Annotated in this window: 17 protein-coding genes and 1 riboswitch; of the genes, 8 read left to right on the top strand and 9 right to left on the bottom strand. The window is 38.2% G+C overall.

The window, feature by feature from the left end; genetic code table 11:
• Positions 1-162: 162 nt before the first annotated feature.
• Positions 163-1827: an asparagine synthase B gene (gene asnB, locus B5D82_RS18365; protein WP_081153746.1), complete on the bottom strand. Its 1665-nt coding sequence runs from the start codon at positions 1825-1827 to the stop codon at positions 163-165.
• Between the two features lie 355 nt (positions 1828-2182).
• Between asnB and B5D82_RS18360 the strand changes: the two genes are divergently transcribed.
• Complete coding sequence (locus B5D82_RS18360; protein WP_081153744.1) at positions 2183-3373, top strand: C15 family peptidase; 1191 nt, start codon at positions 2183-2185, stop codon at positions 3371-3373.
• A 243-nt stretch (positions 3374-3616) separates the two neighbouring features.
• On the opposite strand, the gene B5D82_RS18355 is transcribed toward B5D82_RS18360, so the two are convergent.
• The gene (locus B5D82_RS18355) at positions 3617-5269 is read right to left on the bottom strand and encodes a lytic transglycosylase (RefSeq protein WP_081153742.1); all 1653 of its coding nucleotides are present in this window, start codon (positions 5267-5269) and stop codon (positions 3617-3619) included.
• A 79-nt stretch (positions 5270-5348) separates the two neighbouring features.
• Positions 5349-6134: a hydroxyacylglutathione hydrolase gene (gene gloB / locus B5D82_RS18350; protein ID WP_172820686.1), complete on the bottom strand. Its 786-nt coding sequence runs from the start codon at positions 6132-6134 to the stop codon at positions 5349-5351.
• A gap of 84 nt (positions 6135-6218) precedes the next feature.
• On the opposite strand from gloB, the gene B5D82_RS18345 reads away from it, so the two are divergent.
• Both B5D82_RS18345 and B5D82_RS18340 read left to right on the top strand, forming a co-directional pair.
• Positions 6219-6974, top strand: coding sequence for a class I SAM-dependent methyltransferase (locus B5D82_RS18345; protein WP_081153738.1), 756 nt, complete (start codon positions 6219-6221; stop codon positions 6972-6974).
• 62 nt (positions 6975-7036) lie between these two features.
• Positions 7037-7795, top strand: a complete 759-nt coding sequence (locus B5D82_RS18340; protein WP_081153737.1) for a Nif3-like dinuclear metal center hexameric protein — start codon at positions 7037-7039, stop codon at positions 7793-7795.
• Positions 7796-7899: 104 nt separating this feature from the next.
• Here the strand turns inward: B5D82_RS18340 and elyC are convergent, their stop codons facing one another.
• On the bottom strand, positions 7900-8652 hold the full coding sequence (gene elyC, locus B5D82_RS18335) for an envelope biogenesis factor ElyC (protein ID WP_081153735.1): 753 nt from the start codon (positions 8650-8652) through the stop codon (positions 7900-7902).
• Between the two features lie 228 nt (positions 8653-8880).
• Positions 8881-9067, top strand: a riboswitch (Lysine riboswitch).
• Positions 9068-9317: 250 nt separating this feature from the next.
• Here elyC and lysC point away from each other — a divergent pair.
• Positions 9318-10694 (top strand): lysine-sensitive aspartokinase 3, encoded by a 1377-nt coding sequence (gene lysC, locus B5D82_RS18330; protein ID WP_081153733.1) that lies wholly within the window; start codon positions 9318-9320, stop codon positions 10692-10694.
• 127 nt (positions 10695-10821) lie between these two features.
• Here the strand turns inward: lysC and queC are convergent, their stop codons facing one another.
• Positions 10822-11478, bottom strand: coding sequence for a 7-cyano-7-deazaguanine synthase QueC (gene queC, locus B5D82_RS18325; RefSeq protein WP_081153732.1), 657 nt, complete (start codon positions 11476-11478; stop codon positions 10822-10824).
• A gap of 68 nt (positions 11479-11546) precedes the next feature.
• Here queC and queE point away from each other — a divergent pair, with 68 nt between their 5' ends.
• From queE to B5D82_RS19950, 3 genes are all read left to right on the top strand, one after another.
• Positions 11547-12221, top strand: a complete 675-nt coding sequence (queE, locus tag B5D82_RS18320) for a 7-carboxy-7-deazaguanine synthase QueE (protein ID WP_081153730.1) — start codon at positions 11547-11549, stop codon at positions 12219-12221.
• A 434-nt stretch (positions 12222-12655) separates the two neighbouring features.
• Positions 12656-13300: a hypothetical protein gene (locus B5D82_RS18315; protein ID WP_081154610.1), complete on the top strand. Its 645-nt coding sequence runs from the start codon at positions 12656-12658 to the stop codon at positions 13298-13300.
• Positions 13301-13373: 73 nt separating this feature from the next.
• Positions 13374-13547, top strand: a complete 174-nt coding sequence (locus tag B5D82_RS19950) for a DUF6897 domain-containing protein (protein ID WP_157673934.1) — start codon at positions 13374-13376, stop codon at positions 13545-13547.
• A 61-nt stretch (positions 13548-13608) separates the two neighbouring features.
• On the opposite strand, the gene pdsS is transcribed toward B5D82_RS19950, so the two are convergent.
• Both pdsS and pdsR read right to left on the bottom strand, forming a co-directional pair.
• A complete protein-coding gene (gene pdsS, locus B5D82_RS18310) occupies positions 13609-15840 on the bottom strand; it encodes a proteobacterial dedicated sortase system histidine kinase (RefSeq protein WP_342743787.1) in 2232 nt (743 codons plus the stop codon).
• A gap of 12 nt (positions 15841-15852) precedes the next feature.
• The gene (gene pdsR / locus B5D82_RS18305) at positions 15853-16566 is read right to left on the bottom strand and encodes a proteobacterial dedicated sortase system response regulator (protein WP_081153727.1); all 714 of its coding nucleotides are present in this window, start codon (positions 16564-16566) and stop codon (positions 15853-15855) included.
• A gap of 276 nt (positions 16567-16842) precedes the next feature.
• On the opposite strand from pdsR, the gene pdsO reads away from it, so the two are divergent.
• A complete protein-coding gene (pdsO, locus tag B5D82_RS18300; protein ID WP_157673933.1) occupies positions 16843-17715 on the top strand; it encodes a sortase-associated OmpA-like protein PdsO in 873 nt (290 codons plus the stop codon).
• Positions 17716-17859: 144 nt separating this feature from the next.
• Here pdsO and B5D82_RS18295 read toward each other — a convergent pair whose 3' ends face one another.
• Together B5D82_RS18295 and dinG are read right to left on the bottom strand one after the other, a co-directional pair.
• Positions 17860-18285: a hypothetical protein gene (locus B5D82_RS18295; RefSeq protein WP_081153723.1), complete on the bottom strand. Its 426-nt coding sequence runs from the start codon at positions 18283-18285 to the stop codon at positions 17860-17862.
• Positions 18286-18412: 127 nt separating this feature from the next.
• The gene (gene dinG, locus B5D82_RS18290; RefSeq protein WP_081153721.1) at positions 18413-20527 is read right to left on the bottom strand and encodes an ATP-dependent DNA helicase DinG; all 2115 of its coding nucleotides are present in this window, start codon (positions 20525-20527) and stop codon (positions 18413-18415) included.
• Positions 20528-20561: the final 34 nt, after the last annotated feature.

Here is a 20561-nt window from a genome sequence, read left to right as displayed (position 1 = left end):
TCCTACTAACAATGGGGTAATATCTATTAAATTAAAATTAATCTTATAGATATAAGTTACAGTTAAGAGTAACTTTATAATAATTCGTATATTTTGTACAAAAAAACCGACTAATAAGTCGGTTTTTCTTCTAGTGGAATAAAGTATCTTAATTAGACAGTGCTAGTAACTATCATTATGCACACTTTGCACCGCTCGTCCTGACGGATCAGCCATGTTAGTAAAGCTTTCATCCCAAGCTAATGCTTCTTGTGTGCTACAAGCAACAGATTTGCCGCCGATCACACAATCAGCCGCAGTGGCTAATGGGAAATTCTCTTCGAATACACAGCGGTAAAAGTAAGCTTCTTTACTGTCTGGTGTATTTACTGGGAACTTAAAGCTAGCACTGGCAAGCTGTTGGTCAGTTACTTGTGATTCTACATAGGCTTTTAAGCCATCGATCCACGAGTATCCAACACCGTCAGAAAATTGCTCTTTTTGACGCCATAAAATCTCTTTAGGTAAATAACCTTCAAATGATTCACGTAAAATAGCTTTTTCCATTTTGCCATTGCCACACATTTTATCTTCAGGGTTGATGCGCATGGCAACATCCATAAAGTTTTTATCTAAAAATGGTACCCGTGCTTCAATGCCCCAAGCTGACATTGATTTATTAGCGCGAAGGCAATCGAACTTATGTAAACGGTCAAGCTTACGTAATAACTCTTCATGAAACTCTTGAGCATTTGGCGCTTTATGGAAGTATAAATAACCACCAAAAATTTCATCAGCACCTTCACCAGAAAGTACCATTTTAATACCCATAGCTTTTATTTTTCTCGCCATTAAATACATAGGCGTAGAAGCACGAATAGTGGTTACATCGTAAGTCTCTAGGTGATAGATAACTTCTTTAAGTGCGTCGATACCTTCTTGTTCAGTAAAGACAACACTATGATGTATTGTACCAATGCTATCAGCAACGGTTTTTGCTGCGACTAAATCTGGTGAACCTTCAAGGCCACAAGCAAAAGAGTGCACTTTAGGCCACCATGCTTCAGACAAGTCGTTTTCTTCGATACGTCTAGCAGCAAACTTTTGCGTAATAGCAGAAATTAATGATGAGTCTAAACCACCAGAAAGTAATACACCGTAAGGTACGTCAGTCATTAAATGGCTTTTTACAGACTCTTCTAATGCTTCGCGTATTTTGTCTTTGCTGGTGTTGTTATCTTTAATTGCAGAGTATTTTTGCCAGTTGCGTTGATAATATTTTTCAACTTTACCCACGCGGCTATCTAATATATGCCCTGGAGGAAATTCAGCTACCGTTTTACAAATTGGCATTAATGCTTTCATTTCTGACGCGACATAGAAGTTACCTTCAGCGTCATAACCGGTATAAAGTGGAATAATGCCTATGTGATCACGAGCAATTAAGTAACTATTGTCGACTTCATTGTATAAACAAAAGGCAAACATGCCTTGAAGCTTGTCGACAAAATCAGTGCCAAACTTTTCAAACATTGGAATGATAATTTCACAATCAGAAGCCGTTTGAAAAGGATAGTCAGGCGTATGTTGGCTGGCTAAAGCTTTATGATTGTAAATTTCACCATTAACCGCTAAAACTTTTGTTTTATCCGTGTTGTACAAAGGTTGTGCGCCATGTTCAGTATCAACAATTGACAGGCGTTCATGGACAAGAATTGCATTGTCATTGTTGTAGATTCCAGACCAATCTGGACCACGATGACGAAGTAAGCGAGAATATTCTAAAGCTTTAGGACGAAGTGCGTCTGCACCCGTTTTAATATCTAATATACAAAATATCGAACACATTGAAGTGCTACCCCTTTATATTTTTTAATGACAAATTGTGTGATGAATACGCTTGAGAATGATTACTGAAACGTACTATGCGCTGTTATCTCGTGGTAAACATGATTATGTTTACAGAAATAATTATTGCTCAGCTGTACTGCTGTGATGACACTTTGACAGTATTTGATAATAAATCAATAGTATTTTTACTCTAATTTGAAAAAAAACTAAAAAGTGCATGTTTCGAGATTAATAATCGCTAGTTTTAATCAAATAGATACTTTAGTATATTGATGAAATAAAATAGTATATCAATGAAAATAAAAGAATTTTTCTATTTTATTATCATTTTAATCATAATTATGAGCAATAAATGTTAAAAACTATAAATAATATAAGCATTAAAGCCTTTGTCGCTGCCATATCGCTTAGCTGCAGTTTATCTGCCAATAGTGAAGCCATTAACTTTGATGAGCTAACCGTTGAAGAGTTACGTATTGATACAGCAATAGAAAAACTACCTCATGTCGCTACAAGACTATCTTCACGTGTGGAAAAGTTTACCCATCAGATCAATCAAGCCACTAACTACACTGTGCTGACACAATTAATTATTCGTCACGGCTCAGGGCTTTGGACTGATGCCAAAAAGTCTTTTAATCAATTAAATGATTATGACGATAGGCCTCTGTATTGGGCGCGCTTACAGATGAGCAAAGCGTTACGTTCTTCATCTGCTTTTGCCGAATTATTCGAAAATCAGCAACACAAATTGCTATGGTCACTTGAGTTATTATCGCGTGGTCAAATGGATATAAAATTTGATAAAAAAGCTGATAAAAAAATATTACTGACGGGTTTTGATCCCTTTTTCCTCGACAGATATATTGACCAGAGCAACCCTTCAGGGGTTGTTGCATTATCGTTAGATGACCTAGTGGTTAGCCTAGAAGGGCAAACGGCTGAGATAGAAGTGTTAATTGTGCCAGTGCGTTTTGCAGATTTTGACCAAGGCATGATAGAAGAGTTGTTAAGCCCTTATATAGCTGAAAAGTCAGTTGATATGGTTATAACAGTTAGCATGGGCAGAGAGAATTTTGATTTAGAGCGTTACCCAGCATTAAGACGCAGTGCCAACGCACCAGACAATCTTAACGTGTTAACAGGCGCGACAAAAAGTAACCCATTGGTACCTCGGTTAAATCACGCTGAATTACGCGGGCCAGAATTCGTTGAGTTTAGTTTACCTATATCGTCAATGTTAAAAGGGGCAGGTAAGTATCAGATTAATGATAATCGTACAGTCTCGACCTTGTCTGGTGGCACATTTAACGGTCAAACACTAACTGACTTAATTAAACAAACTTCAGTCAGTGGCTCAGGCGGAAGCTATTTGTCTAATGAAATCTCATACCGTAGTATTCTACTTCGAGACCAACATAACTTAACCTTACCGGTCGGTCATATTCACACGCCAAGAATTAAAGCATTCGATCAACAAGCGTTAATGGATATTGTTAATCAAACGAAAAATATTATTACTCAGGGTGTTGCAGAACTATAATTAAGTAATAGTAACTCTAAGGCTTTGTAATTTTTAGTCATACTTAGAATAAAGAGCATTAAATAAGTTTAAGAACTCTAAGTAAGGTGAGTACAAAAATAAGCAATCGAAGCTCTCAAATTTATGACAAAAAAAACGCTAACCTAGTTAGCGTTTTTCATTGCTGATTTCTTACTTTGTAATGGTTACTCAATGCACAAATCAATGCACAAAGTTTTGCTAAGCATTAGTAAATAAACTGCGTTAAATGTTATTAGTTACATCAACAGACAGCTTTAACATTTGCCCTGGTTGTAAATACTTTTCACGATTAAGACTATTCCATCGCTCTATATCTTTTATCGTGACATTAAATTTATCAGCAATGCGGGCAAATGAATCACCTTTTCGCACACGATAATTAATGTTACGCATTATCGCTTGTTCACTCGGTGTTAGGGTATTAGCCGTAAGTGCTTTAACGTCAGTTTTTTGCCAAATAACCAACTTTTGTCCAGGCTTAATAGTGTCTCTAGGTGCCATGGCATTCCATTTTGCAATACTGCGGGTCGACACTTTATAGGCACGACCTATATCCCACAAAGTATCTCCTGATTTCACAATATGAATGCGCTTTTCACCAGCCAGTACTTTATTTTGTGTTTTTGCTAAGCGTTGATTTTGAGACAACAAATAACTATCTAATGAAGCCGTAGCAACAGGTATTAATAAAAATTTACCTGCTCTAATTTGATTACCTTTAACGTTATTTACTTGTTTGATCAAATCAATTTCGGTATTAAATTTTTGTGCGATTTTACCTAAACTGTCACCACTTTTAATTTTATATCGTTGCCAAGCTAAACGCTCTTTTTTGCTTAATTTTGCTAAGCCTTGCTCAAATGCAGCTATTTTATGATTGGGTAGCAATAAATGATGTGGGCCGTCAGGGTCGGTTGCCCAGCGGTTAAAGCCTGGGTTGAGTCGTTGCAACTCTGTTAAAGTTAAATCGGCTAATTGTGCGGCTTTGGCTAAATCTAATTGTGAACCAATATCAACTTGGGTGATCACCGAGCTATTATCAATTTCGTGCAATTTAATTTTTAATTCATCGCTACGTTTAACAATGTCAGCTAACGCTAATAATTTAGGCACATAGGCGCGCGTTTCTTTGGGTAAATCTAGAGACCAAAAGTCGGTCGGAAGGTTTTTCTTTTGGTTTTTTCTAACTGCTCGTCTTACCCGACCTTCACCGGAGTTGTATGCTGCTAATGCAAGCATCCAATCGCCATCAAAAAATTTGTTTAAATATTTTAAATATTGAATAGCACCTTGGGTTGAAGCAACAACATCTCGGCGTCCGTCATACCACCAATTTTGTTTCATGCCAAAACGTTTGCCTGTACCAGGTACAAATTGCCACATGCCAGACGCTCGGCCATGGGAGTAGGCAAAAGGGTCAAATGCGCTTTCAACAATAGGTAATAAAGCAATTTCGATAGGTATATCGTTCGCTTCCAAAGCTTCAACGATGTAATACAAGAAAGGCTCTGCCCGTTTTGCAACACGATTTAAATATGTAGGGTGCTTAACAAACCAAGCCCTTTGACTAGCGACACGAGGATTCTCTGGTATTGTAAATTGAAGTTTACTGCGAATTCTTTGCCAAACATCATCGGTTAAGTAGCTTTCTTGATCGTCATTTCCAAGGTCGACATTGCCATCGGCAACCGGATGAATAACGTCAATGGCTTCATCAACCAGTAATGCCTGATTAATATCTCCTGCTGAAGCTACGTCTATAAGTACTTGATTTCCTGAGTTAGCTTCAAGTTGGTTCGATTCGTTTTGATTTGAAATTGATTGGCAACCGGACAATAATAGTACGGTTGCGATAGATAAGGTTTTATACTTCATGCAATGTCTTTTTAAATTTACTTGGTGCCAGTGTCACTTATTTAGTGCTGTTATTCAAGATTTGTGCGATAAAAACGCCTTAAAAATTGTCTTTCCAAGCACGAATAATAGTAAAGGCTTTCAATTTATCACCAACGTTAACTTCACTGTATTCACTAGCGCTGGTCATTAAACTAGGCTCATGGCTACGTAAAAAAGGATTAATTTTCTTTTCAAGCATAATAGATGTCGGAATAGTAGCTATGCCTTGTTCGCGTTTTTGTAGTACTTGATTGTAATAATGAACTAGTTCGCTATTACAAGGCTCAACGGTTAGGGCAAAGTTAAGGTTTGCTTGAGTGTATTCATGTGCACAATATACGTGAGTGCGCTCAGGCAATGCACTAAGCTTCTCTAATGATGAGAGCATTTGGCTTGGTGTACCTTCGAAAAGTCTACCACAGCCGCCAGAAAACAAGGTGTCGCCACAAAATAAATTGTCGTGCGATAGATAAGCAATATGGCCGCTGGTATGTCCGGGAAGGTCGATAATGGAAAATTCGAAACCTAAATCGGCCAACTTTACAGTATGGCTGTCATTAAGCGCTACATCACAATGTGGAATGCTTTCACTCTCTGGACCATAAATGGTTAATGGCCATTGTTTGTTTTTACAATATTCAACAAGTTTGCTAATACCACCAACATGGTCAGCGTGATGATGCGTGATCAAAATACTTGATAACTGTAATTGTTGTTGCTCAATAAATTCGATACAAACATTGGCGTCACCTGGGTCGACTAAGGCCATGTTTTGACTTGCGTTTGATGAAATTGCCCAAATATAATTATCTGAAAAGGCCTTTATCATGGAAACTTTCATAATAGTGGTGCTTTGAGTTTGCTGCATGTGCGGCTCCTGAGTATACTGATGATATGATTATACTGATTTTTTCAACTGTTTAATATAATGAAGCCAGCACTCGCGTTTAGGCGTCCTGATTATCCAACATCTTGGCAGCATTTACCCAATGGTGAGCTCATTGTCGCTAATATTAATCAAACATTGGCACCTTGGTGGTCTAAATTTTTTGGTTATCATTTGCTAAAAATTGGTGCCTTAAGTGGTGAAATTGATAGCGCAGAAAGTCCTATTAAACATCAATTAACCTTAAGCAATCAACCTAGTAACTGCGATTTGGTTGCTGAAATTGATGATTTACCCTTATTGGAACACAGTATTGATGTCTGTGTATTAGCGCATGCATTGGAATTTTCACTAGACCCTCATCATGTTGTACGTGAAGCTAACCGAGTGTTAATACCGAACGGCTATCTAGTGATCACTGGTTTCAATCCTTTTAGTTTAGCCGGTCTTAATCAATTTATACCTTACAGACGTCATAAAAACCCTTGGAATGAAAGATTATTTTCACCCATGCGAGTTAAAGATTGGCTACATTTAATGGGTTTTGAAATACAATTAGATCAGCGGTTTTTACATTCAACATTATCTGGGCAAATAACGCAGGGGGTATTAAGTAACCATTGGCATAATATAGCGTCACGCTACTTTCCAAGTTTTGGTTCAGTGTATGTTATTGTGGCAAAAAAACGGGTATTACCTTTAACACCGATTAAAGCAAAGTGGCAACTTAGACCGCGCTTTGAACCCGTAAAAGTCCCCACGATGAATTCATCAAAAAACAAGCCAGAAATTAAATAAGTAATAATTAATATTCAGTTATTACTCAAGCTAAATCTACCAATTAAGGTCATAATTTACCCATGCAACTTCATGAATTTGAACACTATTTAAATACCTTGTTAAAGCCTGAACAAATTAAAGACTTCTGTCCTAATGGCCTTCAAATTCAGGGACGCGATAAAGTCAATAAAGTGATTACGGGTGTAACGGCTACACAAGCGCTGATTGATCAAGCTATAGCGGAAAAAGCCGATGCTTTAGTGGTGCATCATGGTTTTTTTTGGAAGAATGAAAGCTATGTTATACGCGGCATGAAACATAAACGTATTAAGGCTTTACTGGCAAATGATATTAGTTTATTTGCTTATCACTTACCGTTAGATATTCATCCTACCTTGGGTAATAACGCACAACTAGCAAAATTATTTTCCATAGACAATGTTGCACCACTAGAAGTGGGCAATGCCTTGAGTGTGGCGGTACGTGGTGAGTTCAGTGCCGAACTTAGTCCAAAAATGCTTGAGCAAAGAATTAGTGAGCAACTGAATCGCACATGCTTGCATATAGCTGCACCTTCGAATAAAGCGATTAAAACCGTTGCTTGGTGCAGTGGTGGTGGTCAAGGTTATATTGAATTGGCCGCAGAGCAGGGCATAGACGCTTTTATTAGTGGTGAAGTGTCTGAGCAAACGACTCATGTTGCGCGCGAAATGGATATTCATTTCTATTGTGCTGGCCATCATGCCACCGAGCGCTATGGTGCTAAAGCACTAGCTGAGCATTTTAATCAACATTTACCCGTTGAAGCTAAATTTATTGATATTGATAATCCTGCGTAAGCTCAGGGTTATTTTCTTTTGCTAAAGAGAAAGATGAGTGCACTTTTGATGAAGATATTTCATCACAGAGGAATATCGCTGAACTTTATTGATTAAGTCAGCAGTTAGCTTTTAAACCATTGCACGATGCGGCCCAATGTTTCGTGCCAAGCGGTACTAGTTTGTTGCAATTTTTTTGCACTCGGTAAGTAATATTGCCATGGAGTCAGTCCGTTTTTCTTCACCCAGGGACTGGCCGGTGCAGGGATCGCATTTATACCGTATTTTTCAAAATAGGCCATGGCTCTAGGTAAATGATTAGCACTAGTGACTAAAACTACATTTCTATTTAGTACTCGTGGTGCTATAAACTCTGCTTCCTCTTCAGTATCTTTTGGATAGTTTTCGGTGATAATTCTATGTGCGGGTACCCCCAATAAAACAGCCGCTTGCTTAACTTTTTGCGCATTTGAGCTGACATCGCCACCAGAAAATCCTGAGGTTATTATTTGTGCCTCAGGATGTAATCGATAGATACGGATAGCTTCAACTAACCTTTCTAGCGAACTAGATTTTAACTGACTTGTCGCTGGTAAACCTTCAACCGTGGTGTGAGCACCGCCTAAAATAATAATATAATCTACTGGCTTATTGCTGCGGGTAAAGGCTGGATAATTATTTTCTAATGGTGTCATTAAGGCGTCTGAAATAGGTGGCAGGGTAGTTAATATTAATAAAGTGGTTGCCGTTAACAACGCGAAAAAACTGAATTTTGGCTTAATACGATAAAATAAAATCGCAACAACTAGCAGTAAAACGATAATGCTAAGTGGCATTATCATTAAGCTGATAATTTTTTTAAGTAAAAATAAATCCATATTAAAAATTCCAAATAGGTGAATTATTTCAAGCTATTGAAGCATAACAAGTAAGTGACTTTTTAGCAGCAGCTATTTTTGTAGTTAATTAATTTGTTTGGACGTCTAAAAGTCTGTTGATATTTATATTTAGATAGGGTTAAATAACGACGCTGAAAATTAGAAATTATTTTCCATTAACTTACTGAGTATTTTTCATTTTTTACTTACAAGTTTTATGATAATTTTCGCACCAGAAGAGGCGCAATTGCCAGGTAAGTAACATGAGGAGCCCATCCTTTGATTGTTACTAAGGGGGACAATTGCCGAGAATGTTGATAATGGGACTTATCACATTCGGTCGCTAGGGCTGAATCCTTAGGGCTGTCACCGCTAAAAACACGTTTTTAGCATAGGGTGGAGAGCTTCTGGCTGAATAGTACCGTCTGAATAACTGATTATTCTAATCTTATTCGCTCTACGCTCAGTCATGCTCTTCCTTTTATTTATTTGCCTGCATAATTTACTGTATTTTACTAAATATCACTCAGTAAACAGGCTTTTAGGAAGAATTTTTATGTTAAACTGTTATTTTCTGCCGTTAGAAACGGATGTTAATACCATCGAAACTTTATGCCATTGTATAACTGCTAACGTTCTGCCAACAACATTCTTGGAGAGCTTACATGTCTGTTAATGTTGAACAAGTTAGCACCAAAAATATAACCGTTGCAAAATTTGGCGGCACCAGTGTTGCTGATTATCAAGCCATGCTGCGTTGCGCGGATATTATTAAAAAAAATACCACTAACCGCTTAGTCGTGGTCTCAGCAAGTGCTGGGGTAACGAATCATTTAGTACGCTTAAGTCAAGCTGGTGTTTCTTCCACGGAACGTGAACAAATTATTACTAATATCGCAGATATTCAATTTGCGATAACTAAAAACTTTACCAGCCAAGAAAATATTAATAATGAAATATCAGCGTTATTAACTTCATTACGCGGTTTTGCGGAGCAACAAGCAAAGCAACATACCACGAAAAACAGTGATGAAATTTTAAGTTTTGGTGAACAATTCAGTTCACGTATCTTTGCTCAAGTATTACAAACTGTCGGTGTTAATGGTCATTACTTTGATGCACGTCAAGTTATGAAAACCGATAACTTGTATGGCAAAGCCCAAGTTGATTTAACCCAATTAGCCGCTAATGCTAAAGCATTGCTGCTACCCTTGCTTACAGAGCAAGTTATCGTTACACAAGGTTTTATTGGTAGCGATCAACAAGGTAACACGACAACATTAGGTCGAGGTGGTTCTGATTATAGTGCAGCATTGTTAGCAGAAGCTATTGAAGCCAGTAATTTAAGTATTTGGACAGACGTAGTGGGTATTTTCACAACCGATCCTCGTATAACAGATCAAGCGCGTTCAATTAATGAAATTAGTTTTGGTGAAGCAGCCGAAATGGCAACATTTGGCGCTAAAATTCTTCACCCAGCAACGCTTATACCGGCCATGCGGCAAGATATTCCTGTTTTTGTTGGTTCGAGTAAAGAACCTGATGCCGGCGGTACAAGAATACAGCGTGAAGTTGAATCTAATCCGACTTATCGTTCAATAGCGCTACGTAGAGAACAAACGCTGGTTACAGTTAAAAGCCCACAAATGCTGCATGCCAGTGGCTTTTTAGCGAAGGTCTTTACCGTTTTGGCTAAACATCAACTCAGTGTTGATTTAATTACTACGAGTGAAATCAGTGTTGCGATGACCTTTGACAACCCACATGGTTCTACACAAGCCTTGCTCACTAAAGCGGTTGTAGAAGAGTTAGAGCAACTTTGTGAAGTCAGCGTAGAACATGGCTTGAGTTTAATTGCGGTGATCGGTAATAAAATTCATGGCACTAAAGGTGTTGGTAGCAGTATTTTTGATAAAGTGAATGATTTCAATATTCGCATGATTTGTCATGGTGCTAGTAATCACAACCTTTGCTTCTTGGTACCAGAAGCAGATGCTAACCAAGTTGTTGAGCGATTGCATGCTACTTTGTTTACTAGTTAAAATCTAAGTAGATATAAATACTGTCTAACTTTGCGAAGTGTAATAGGTAGATTGAGATACTAAAAAGGGACATTTATTTGTCCCTTTTTGCTTTTAAAATGGTCTTAACTACATCAAGTCAGACATTTTATTCATAGGCTAAAGGGTCAGTCACATTATTGTCAGCAAAAGCTTCAAGGCGCTCTTGGCATGCACCACATTTACCACAGGCTTTTTCGCGGCCATTGTAACAAGTCCACGTGTCATCGTAGCTCAAGCCCATGTTCAAACCATCAGTTAAAATATCTGATTTACTGTTAGTTAAATACGGGCTAAAAATTTCAACGGCTTCATAGTTAGCAATTTTGCAAACATCATTCATTTTCATGACAAATTCAGGTCGACAATCAGGGTAGATCGCATGGTCACCAGAATGAGCACCGTAATAGACTTGTGAAGCTTTAACAGATACCGCATAACCAACAGCCAGTGACAGTAAAATCATATTTCGGTTAGGTACTACCGTTGATTTCATACTTTCGGCTTCATAATGACCTTCAGGAATATCGATATCATCCGTTAAAGATGAACCCGCTAATAACTGGTTTATCGCTGAAATATCAATAACCTTATGAGCAACACCTAATTGCTGACAAACTTTGCTGGCACAAGCAATTTCTTTCACATGCTTTTGACCATAATCGAACGTTAAGGCATAAACTTCTTTGCCATCTTTTAAAGCGCGATGAAGAACGGTGAATGAGTCCATGCCACCGGAAAAAATTACTACCACTTTATTGCTCATATTTCGTGTCTCTTGAGGTATAATAAAAACTTGCGCATTCTACTCGAAATTATCTAAGCATTAAAGTAATGACCACACGTTATAAAATAAATGAATTGTTTGAAACACTACAAGGCGAAGGCTCATTTACCGGCCAACCGTCAATATTTCTTCGTTTACAAGGCTGTCCAGTAGGCTGTTCTTGGTGCGATACCAAGCATACTTGGGATATTCATCCTGAGTTAGAGATCCCAAGCAAAACACTTTTAGATAAGTCGGAAGAGACCGAACAATGGTCGAACTTATCGTTAGATGATATGGCTGCAATATTTAGTCAGCAGGGCTATAAAGCTAAACATATTGTGATCACCGGCGGCGAACCCTGCATGGTAGATTTAACCGAGTTGTGTTTATATTTTGAAGCGCAAGGTTATAGCTGTCAGGTCGAAACTTCAGGTACCTTTGAAATCAGAGTGTCTGAGCAATGTTGGGTGACGGTTTCACCTAAAGTAAATATGCGCGGCGGCTATAAAATTTTAGCCAGTGCTATGCAACGTGCTAATGAAATTAAACACCCAGTAGCCACTGAGCAACATGTTGACGACTTAAAGGCATTGTTAGCTGAGCATAAAGTAGAGAACAAACAAATATACTTACAGCCTATAAGCCAAAAACAGCGTGCCACTGAACTTGCGATTGCCACCTGTATTGAAAACAACTGGCGTTTATCGGTACAAGTTCATAAATACATTGGTATTGAATAGGGTTTATTTTCAAAGACGAGTTTAAAATTATTTATGCTCGCTTTTATCATCAGACAAGTCATTAACCCATTTCTTCAGATAAGCCTTAAGGTGAAATCGTTTTCTACTAGCTCAGACCGGATATGATTGTGTGTTATGCAGGTCCACTTAGTTACCAATCAGTAATATTGATTCAATTCAATATTACTGATTGTATCTTGAATACGATAAACTGTGTGGAAAGCTTTTACCATTGAGTGCTATCCGACTTATAACCGTTATCCTGTTTTTAGAGATAGGTTAAAAAACAAAGCTAAAGTGTCGTATGAATAAAAGTATTCAAACAAAAAATGAGCTTTAATTTCCAAGTATCAGGTTAGCTTTTGTTACCGATTTATGTCGTGAGGAATTATGGTTTTGTGTTAAGTTGAATGTTGTTAACCAAGGATAGCGCCGTGAATAACTTACAAAAATTAGGTGGAGTTGCAGCACTTTTTCAGGCCATTATTTACATTTCCGCCTTTGTCTTTTTTGGCGCGTTTTGGCATTACCCTGCAAGTGCAAATAATGCACAAATATTTCTCTTTCTCACTGATAACCAAACAATACTATCGATAGTTAATTTAACTATGTATGTCATTTTCGGTCTTTTATTGGCGGTATTAGTTTTAGCACTTCATCAACGCATGACAATTAAAGCGCCAGTGCTATCACAAATGGCTTCTGTCTTTGGAATTATTTGGGTTGGCCTTGTCATAGCCAGTGGAATGCTAGCGAATGTAGGATTAAATGCTGTCATCAGTTTATCTACAATTAACGCTGAACAAGCGATGACTCTCTGGCTAGTTATTAATACTATCGTTGAAGGTTTAGGGGGAGGTAATGAGGTTGTTGGTGGACTTTGGCTGCTTTTATTGAGTATTGCTGGCTTAAAAACTATAGAGCTTCCTAAATTATTAAACTGTTTGGGTCTATTGATTGGTTCTGTGGGTATTCTGACAATTTATCCTGCAGAGATACTGACAGAAATATTTGGCTTAGGTCAGATTCTTTGGTTCTCTTGGTTAGGTATTGTTATGCTTAGAAGCCATAAAATTTAAGAAGACCATTACTCGGTGTTATACCCAGTTGATTAATTAGTATTAGTCGTTAATTTAATGAAAGGATTTAACTATGTTGAAAGAGATTCAAGGGAAAAATGTTGTAGTCGCACTTGGTACAACTGACTTTAGCAATGTCGTTAAAGGTGAAGTGTTAGCTGTCTCAGATGCCTGGCTAAAAGTACAAAGCAAGAAAACATTAGAGTTTATTCGTGTAGACAGCATAGTTAAAATATCAGTACGTTAGCTTTAAGCTAAATATAATGTTGTATATAGTTTTGCAAAGTTCACTCCGCAATAAAGCCTAATTATTTAACCAAAGGCAGCTTAATTATTACATCAACACCTTGCAGAGCTTTGTTGTTGATGGCTTTTATCGTACCACTATGGAATTGACAAATTAATCTCGCAATATATAAGCCCAAGCCCAAATGTGGTTGTTCATTATTGTGTTTTTGTCTTATTGAGACCATAGAGTCAAACAATTGCTCACTCATTTGCTCAGGTAGTAAATCACCATTATTACTGATAGTTAACGTAACGAAGTTGTGGTTTTGAACAACATTAACGCTAACCTTTTCATCATTTGAGAATTCCACCGCATTTGCGATAACTTTATCTAATAACTGCGCTATGTGCTCCGGTGAACCCATAACCTGATATTGTTCAGTTGAAATATCGTTAAAATCGAAATACATTTTTGGATAGATCAACCTATATCCTTGAATACAACCATTAAGCACTTGGCCTAAGTCGAATAAGTTTTTTTCAGTATTATGTAGCATTTCTTCGATACGAGTTGACTCATTCATATTGGTTAAAATTAAGCTTAAGCGTTCAACACCTTGTTGCGCTCTGATTAAATATGGGTTTTCAATGGCTGGCTTTTGAGGTTGTTTTTGCAAATTACTTGCAGTATTTTCTTGTTCTTTTAGCTGTTGCTGCATGGCCAAGGTTTCTAAGGACGTGCGCACAACCGCTATTGGCGTGCGTAATTCATGCGATAACCGAGACGACATATTCTCTAAATAATGATTATATTGTCCAAGACGATTGACTGCAGTTGAGAAACTACGCGATAAATCGCCAATTTCATCATTGGTATTTGACGTATCTACATTGCCGTTGATACGGCCGTGTTCATCAATGGCCATTTCTGCCTGATTACTTAAGGTTCTGATCCGGTTTGAAATCCGCGAAGCAAACAAGAAAAAGGCTAAAGCGCCTATTAACATAATGGCTAAAATAGAGCTGAAAAGCTTTTCTAATGCCTGGTTTCTTAAAGTACGAATACCATTGGTCGTTTCTTCTACAATTACCGCGCCTTTAACGTGTTCATCAATAAATATCGGGTAGGCGGCCGATAGCACTACCGCTTGTTGATCGGTACTTAAACGCCATTGTGACATTGGCTCACCCGCTAAAGCACTCTCGATATGTTTACCCGTGAGGTTTTCTGAATCATAAAGTTGATCGATAAAGTTACTCGGTGGCTGGGTGAGTATTTTTTCATATAACGGCTTAAGTATAGTATTTTCAAGGGTATGCCAGGTCGCAAGTATAAAATTTTCATTAGCATTATCGATACGTTCATTATTGAGGTTCACGCGCTTATTCCATACACCGCTGGCTTTTTTTATGTTCCCTGTTGTCGCTAATACGCGGTGATGTTGGTCAACTACCCAGATACTAGAGTTGGTATAACTCATCCCTTTAACAATTCGTTCTATTTCTGGTGACGGTACTAATATGGTGCCCAAGGTTTCTGCGGAGCTTGGATCGGCCGAGCCAAGTGATGCTTCAATTACACCCAATGGGCTATCAACATCGTGAACGGCAAAGGCGATATTGTCGTTAAATTCAGTTAACGGCACACGAACCTCGACGTTATAACCTTGCGGTGTATGGCGCCAATGTCCTTGAATTTGTCTTGCAGGTACCGGAATATCATCTTTGATATCAGTAATACGGTATGCGTCTATCCAGCCAGTGGTTTTATTGCTAATAATGAAGCGACTAAATACGCCTTTTGGATTGATAAAGGCGAGCTCTAAATGATCATTATTGGTAATACTGCGGGCATTGACGTCACGATAAATAACTTTGTCGTCTATAACAGCAAAGTATAAATACAAATATTTACCGTAAGTGCCAACAGCAGCGGTAAAGTTTATTGAAAGCTGCTCTGGCGTTAATTGGCTATAAAGTTGGTTTTTTTGTTGATAAAAATGCGCTTTATTGGCAAAGTCGGGCCAATCTTGATTTAAACCATCAAGCTGAATAGGTGCTGACAGGCCATAACTATATAGGTCTTTGCCTTTTTCAACACTAGGTAAAAAGCTAGCTTGGTTATTAAATAGGTTAGCCCGTTCATGCATAGCGGTTGCCAGTGCTCTTGCTGTGCCGATAATGGTTTGCTCTTGGCCATATCTAAGGTATTTCTCCATTTCCCAAACATATTGATAGCCAAACCAAGGAATGGTAAATAGAAAGCTTGATAATAATAGCAGCTTACTTCTTAAGCCAAAACGCCATTTCATTGCCATATTTTCTTAGCTACCTGCCGTTTCAACTTGGTTCTGATTCCAGCGGTAACCCATGCCATAAACCGTTTCAATACAATTAAAGTCGCTATCAATATAAGTAAACTTTTTACGAATACGTTTGATATGCGAGGTAATGGTTGAGTCATCAACGTATATTTTTGAGTCTTGCATTAACTGACTACGGTTCTTTACATGTCCTGGATGTTTCGCTAAGGCGTATAACATCCAAAACTCGGTAATGGTTAACTCTACATGCTGACTTTGCCATTGAATGGTCATACGCTGACTATCGACTGTTAATGGCCCAATAGTTAACATGTGATCCGCTTGTTGTGGTTTGCCTAAAGCGTCTTGGCGGCGAAATAGCGCAGCAATACGCGCAGACAAGTGCGGTAAGCTTATATCTTTAGTTAGGTAATCGTCAGCACCGATACGTAAACCCGAAACCGTGTCTACATCACTATCTCGTGCGGTTAAAAAAATAACGGGTAAGGTTGTCGACTTTGAACGCAACCATTGGCATAACTCGAATCCAGCATCGTATTCGTGCTCAAGGCCAATATCTAAAATGGCTAAATTAGGTAAGCGTAAGTTAAACGCTTCCATCGCGCTATTTTTATTAGCATAGGTTTGCACTTGATAACCTTGCAGGCGCAGTACATCTGCGTAGTTTTCTCTGATGGCGGCATCATCTTCAACAATAGCGATACGTTTCGACATGGTTATTGCTTATCCCTTTATATGCAAGTAGGTAATATTTACGTGAATATCTGTGTTAAATAATATCTGAGTCAAATAATATCGAATAAACGCCATCGATGCTGCTAATTGTTGTAATTGCCATAATGTTGCCACATTTGCTCACTGAATTGCCATGTTTGCGTCCTTTAGTCGTCGTTTTTCTACGGTTTAATAACATCATCAAAAACAAAGCAGCTAATTAAGTCATTAGTTAGCCACTATTTATTTATTACACAATTGATGAGAGACACTAATATGAAAAACCAATTAACTACAGCACACTTAACTACGCCACAAGTAAGCACCGAAAATAAAACACGCGTTGTTGACACTGGCATAGCAAAAACATTGATTAATGTCGCTTTAATTTCTGCATTAACGGTAAGTCCAGTATTTGCTAGTTCATATGAAAAAACACAACAAGAGCAGGCTGAGCAGGAAAGTTCGGCGCAATTAAAGGAAGAAATTGGTTTTGGTACAGGTATGGTCATTGGAGCAATTTTAGGCGGTCCAGTCGGTGCTTTCATTACCGGAATAGCAGGTAACATGATTGCAAAAAACATTAATGCTACTGACGAAATTGATAATTTGTCCATTGCCTATAAAAAAGAGCAACAGAATAATGCAACCTCGTTAGCACGTTATCAGGAAAAAATTGAGCAAGCTGAAGAAAGCTATCAAGCTGAGTTACTAGCCTTGGAAAAAAACTACCAAGCGGCAAGTCAATTACAAGCGCAAAACTTATTAATGAGCTTACAATTCTCTACTGGCTCAAGTGAAATAAAGTCGCATTATCAAGAACAAATAGCGAGCTTAGCGCGCATTGTTCAACAATCACCTAATTTGACCTTAGATCTATCTGGATATACCGACAAGCAAGGGAGTGAGGAGTTAAACCAAGCCATTTCATTAGCGCGAATTAATGCCGTAAAAAATGCCCTTATTGACCTAGGCGTAAAAGCTGACCGTATAAGTTTATTTGCTTTTGGCGAGCAGCAGCCGGTTGTGGCATCAGTAGATAAAGAAGTGAGTTTTTATGATAGAAGAGTGGTTATTAAGTTAAAAAATACCGCTTTAACAAACGATGGAATAAGCCAAGAGCATTCGCAAACTGCTAAGAACTTTTAACACGGTTATAAAGAAGGTTTACTACTGTAAGTAATAATCCCAATCAATAATGTTAACTGTAAGGGGTAGATTAAAAAAACAAGCCAAGGTGAATAACCTTGGCTTGTTTTTGATTGACGTTTATAGGTTGAAATTTTAGAAAATTTATTTACCTAAAGTAAACTTAGTATCAGCTTCTCTTAATAAATATAGCGCTGCACAAGCAGCCAACATAGGCCAAGCGGCAAAAAACAATAGGTTATTAAATGCATCATAATACTGTGCGTAGGCTGAGAATGTAGAACCAGCGTGCATCAGGAAAATTAAACCGTAGGTTAAACGTTTTTTAATGCCAAATAAAAACGTCATAACTAATAATAATTGTAGCGCGCCTAAGCTATAAGCAAGGATGTCAGTAAAGCCACTGATTTTATAAAAATGTTCAAAAATTTTAATACTATGGGCAGGGTTAACAAACTTATCTAGCGTCCAAACGAACATCACGATAAACACACCTACACGTAAAAATAGTAATGACCATTGTAGGTTGTTCTGAAAATTTTTGTTGGCTAGGGTAGCATCTGTCGACATATAAATTCCTCAATTAAATAAAAGTGTTGGTAACAATTCTAAAAGACCGAGGAACGTAGTTTAAATTTCAGTGTTAGACTTTTTTCTTTTGTCGATGCCGATTTGATAGCAACCTCATTAGCTATCCCTATTCAATAATACGCTTAAATGGCGGTAACGAATTTAATAAGTCTTTACCGTATCGCTTGTTCACTAAACGACGATCCATTAACACGATGACACCATGGTCTTTTTCATTGCGCAGTAATCGACCCGTGGCCTGAATTAGTTTTTTCGAGGTCTCAGGTACTGATATAGACATAAAAGGATTACCGCCTTTAGCCGTAATGTATTCGGCCTGTGCCTCTTCCACCGGAGATGAGGGTACTGAAAACGGTAACTTGGTGATAATTACATTAGTGAGATAGTCACCGGGTAAATCTAGACCTTCTGAAAAACTTTGCGTACCAAAAATAATACTGTCTTGCTGTTTATCACAAAGTGCTTTGTGGGTTTCAATAATCTTTTGTCGAGACTGTTCGCCTTGCACTAATATACTGAGTTTAGTCTGTTCTCGTAGCGCTGTGACCACTTTATCCATTTGCCAATAAGAGGAAAACAGCACTAATGTCGCTTTTCCGCGCTTAATTTGTTCAGGAAGTTTAGCAATAAGCTCGTCTGTAAACGCATCTGCACTCGGCTCATACTGCATTTTAGGTACAATTAACTGAGCATTATTTTGATAATCAAAAGGCGAATCAACTTTTTGATATTGACTGCCATCATCAGTTCTTAGCCCGGCTTGTCGACGAAAATGATCGAACGAGTTCAAAGCTAAAATAGTGGCGGAGCATAAAACGGCACCTTCACATTTAGACCAAAGCATATCTTCTAGAGTGAAGCCAACTTCGATGGGCGATCCACTTATAAGATAATCGCTTCGCTTACCTTCAATTTGCTCTAACCAACGAGCCATAGGCGCACCTTTCTCGCTATCTGTTTTGGCATACATTTGCCACAGTGAATTGAAGTTTTCTAAACGTTGGATCATAAATCCCGATTCAGCCAACAAAGGCTCGGCTAAATACATTTGGGTGTCGCCGTCTTTAACCGACTCCATTAACAAGTTATAAAGCTTGTTCAAATGCGCTAAACACTTCTTTGAACTATCAGTTAAATCTTCGGCCCAATTCTTTAATGATTTTGGCACAATACCGTTTTCAAAACGGTATTGTAACGCTTGATTTTGGCTTTGCTTAAGCGGACTATTTGACGAAGATTGATGGAAATAAATACTACGATTATTATCGATAAAACTGAGCACTTTTTGCATATCAGATAATATGTCTTGGCAATCATCCGCCAGTTTTATTGATGGTGATATAGCGCTGTTGGATTTTACTAGCGCTGCGATTTTATCGCCGGTTTCTTGCAACTTACTAAGCCAATCAAGGGCTCCCTTGATGGTTAGGGTTGCACTAGAGTGGTCACGCGTTACTTTTGGTAGGTGATGTGCTTCATCAATAATGTAAAAAGTGTCTTCAGGAGCCGATAATATTCTGCCACCGCCCAACTCTAAATCAGCGAGCAGTAAACTGTGGTTTACCACGACAACATCAGCTGCTTCCATGCTCTCTCTGGCTTTATGAAATGGGCAATGACTATGATCTGACAAATGCTTTAAACAACTATGTTTGTCAGCTTGAATTTGTTGCCAAATATGATGATTAATTGGCTCGGGCCAGGCATCAATATCGCCCGGCCAAGTATTATCATTGAGTGCTTTATGCATTTTATTTAAAGTACGAATATCACTGGCTTGCGGTTTTTCTGCAAAGGTAAAGCCAGCTTGTGGACTATCGTCATTAGCAACAGCCTGTGCAAGCTTTTGCCGACAAACATAACGTTGTCTGCCTTTTGCTAAGGTAAAATTAAAATCTAAACCACTGTGTTTTTTTAAAAACGGTAAATCTTTATCAACTAATTGTTCTTGCAATGCCACAGTAGCGGTGGCGATGCAGACTTTTTTGTCGCGACTTAATGCCAACGGAATAGAACCCAGCGCATAGGCTAAAGACTTACCGGTGCCGGTACCGGCTTCAATAGTAATTATTTTACGTACTTTATCGTAATCACCCGCCAGAGTTTTAGCAATTTCAGCAATTAAAAAGGTTTGCTGCTTACGTGGGTTAAAGTTGGTCAGGTTTTCACCTATGGCTTTGTAGGAGGTTCTTATGACTTGCTTAATTTTATCGCTTAACATCGCGGCTGTAGTTTCCTATCGACAATAGATGATT

The sequence above is a fragment of the Cognaticolwellia beringensis genome (assembly GCF_002076895.1).
GTDB lineage: Bacteria > Pseudomonadota > Gammaproteobacteria > Enterobacterales > Alteromonadaceae > Cognaticolwellia > Cognaticolwellia beringensis.
Note: the sequence above shows the minus strand (reverse complement) of the source record. Positions and strands in the feature narration are given on the sequence as shown.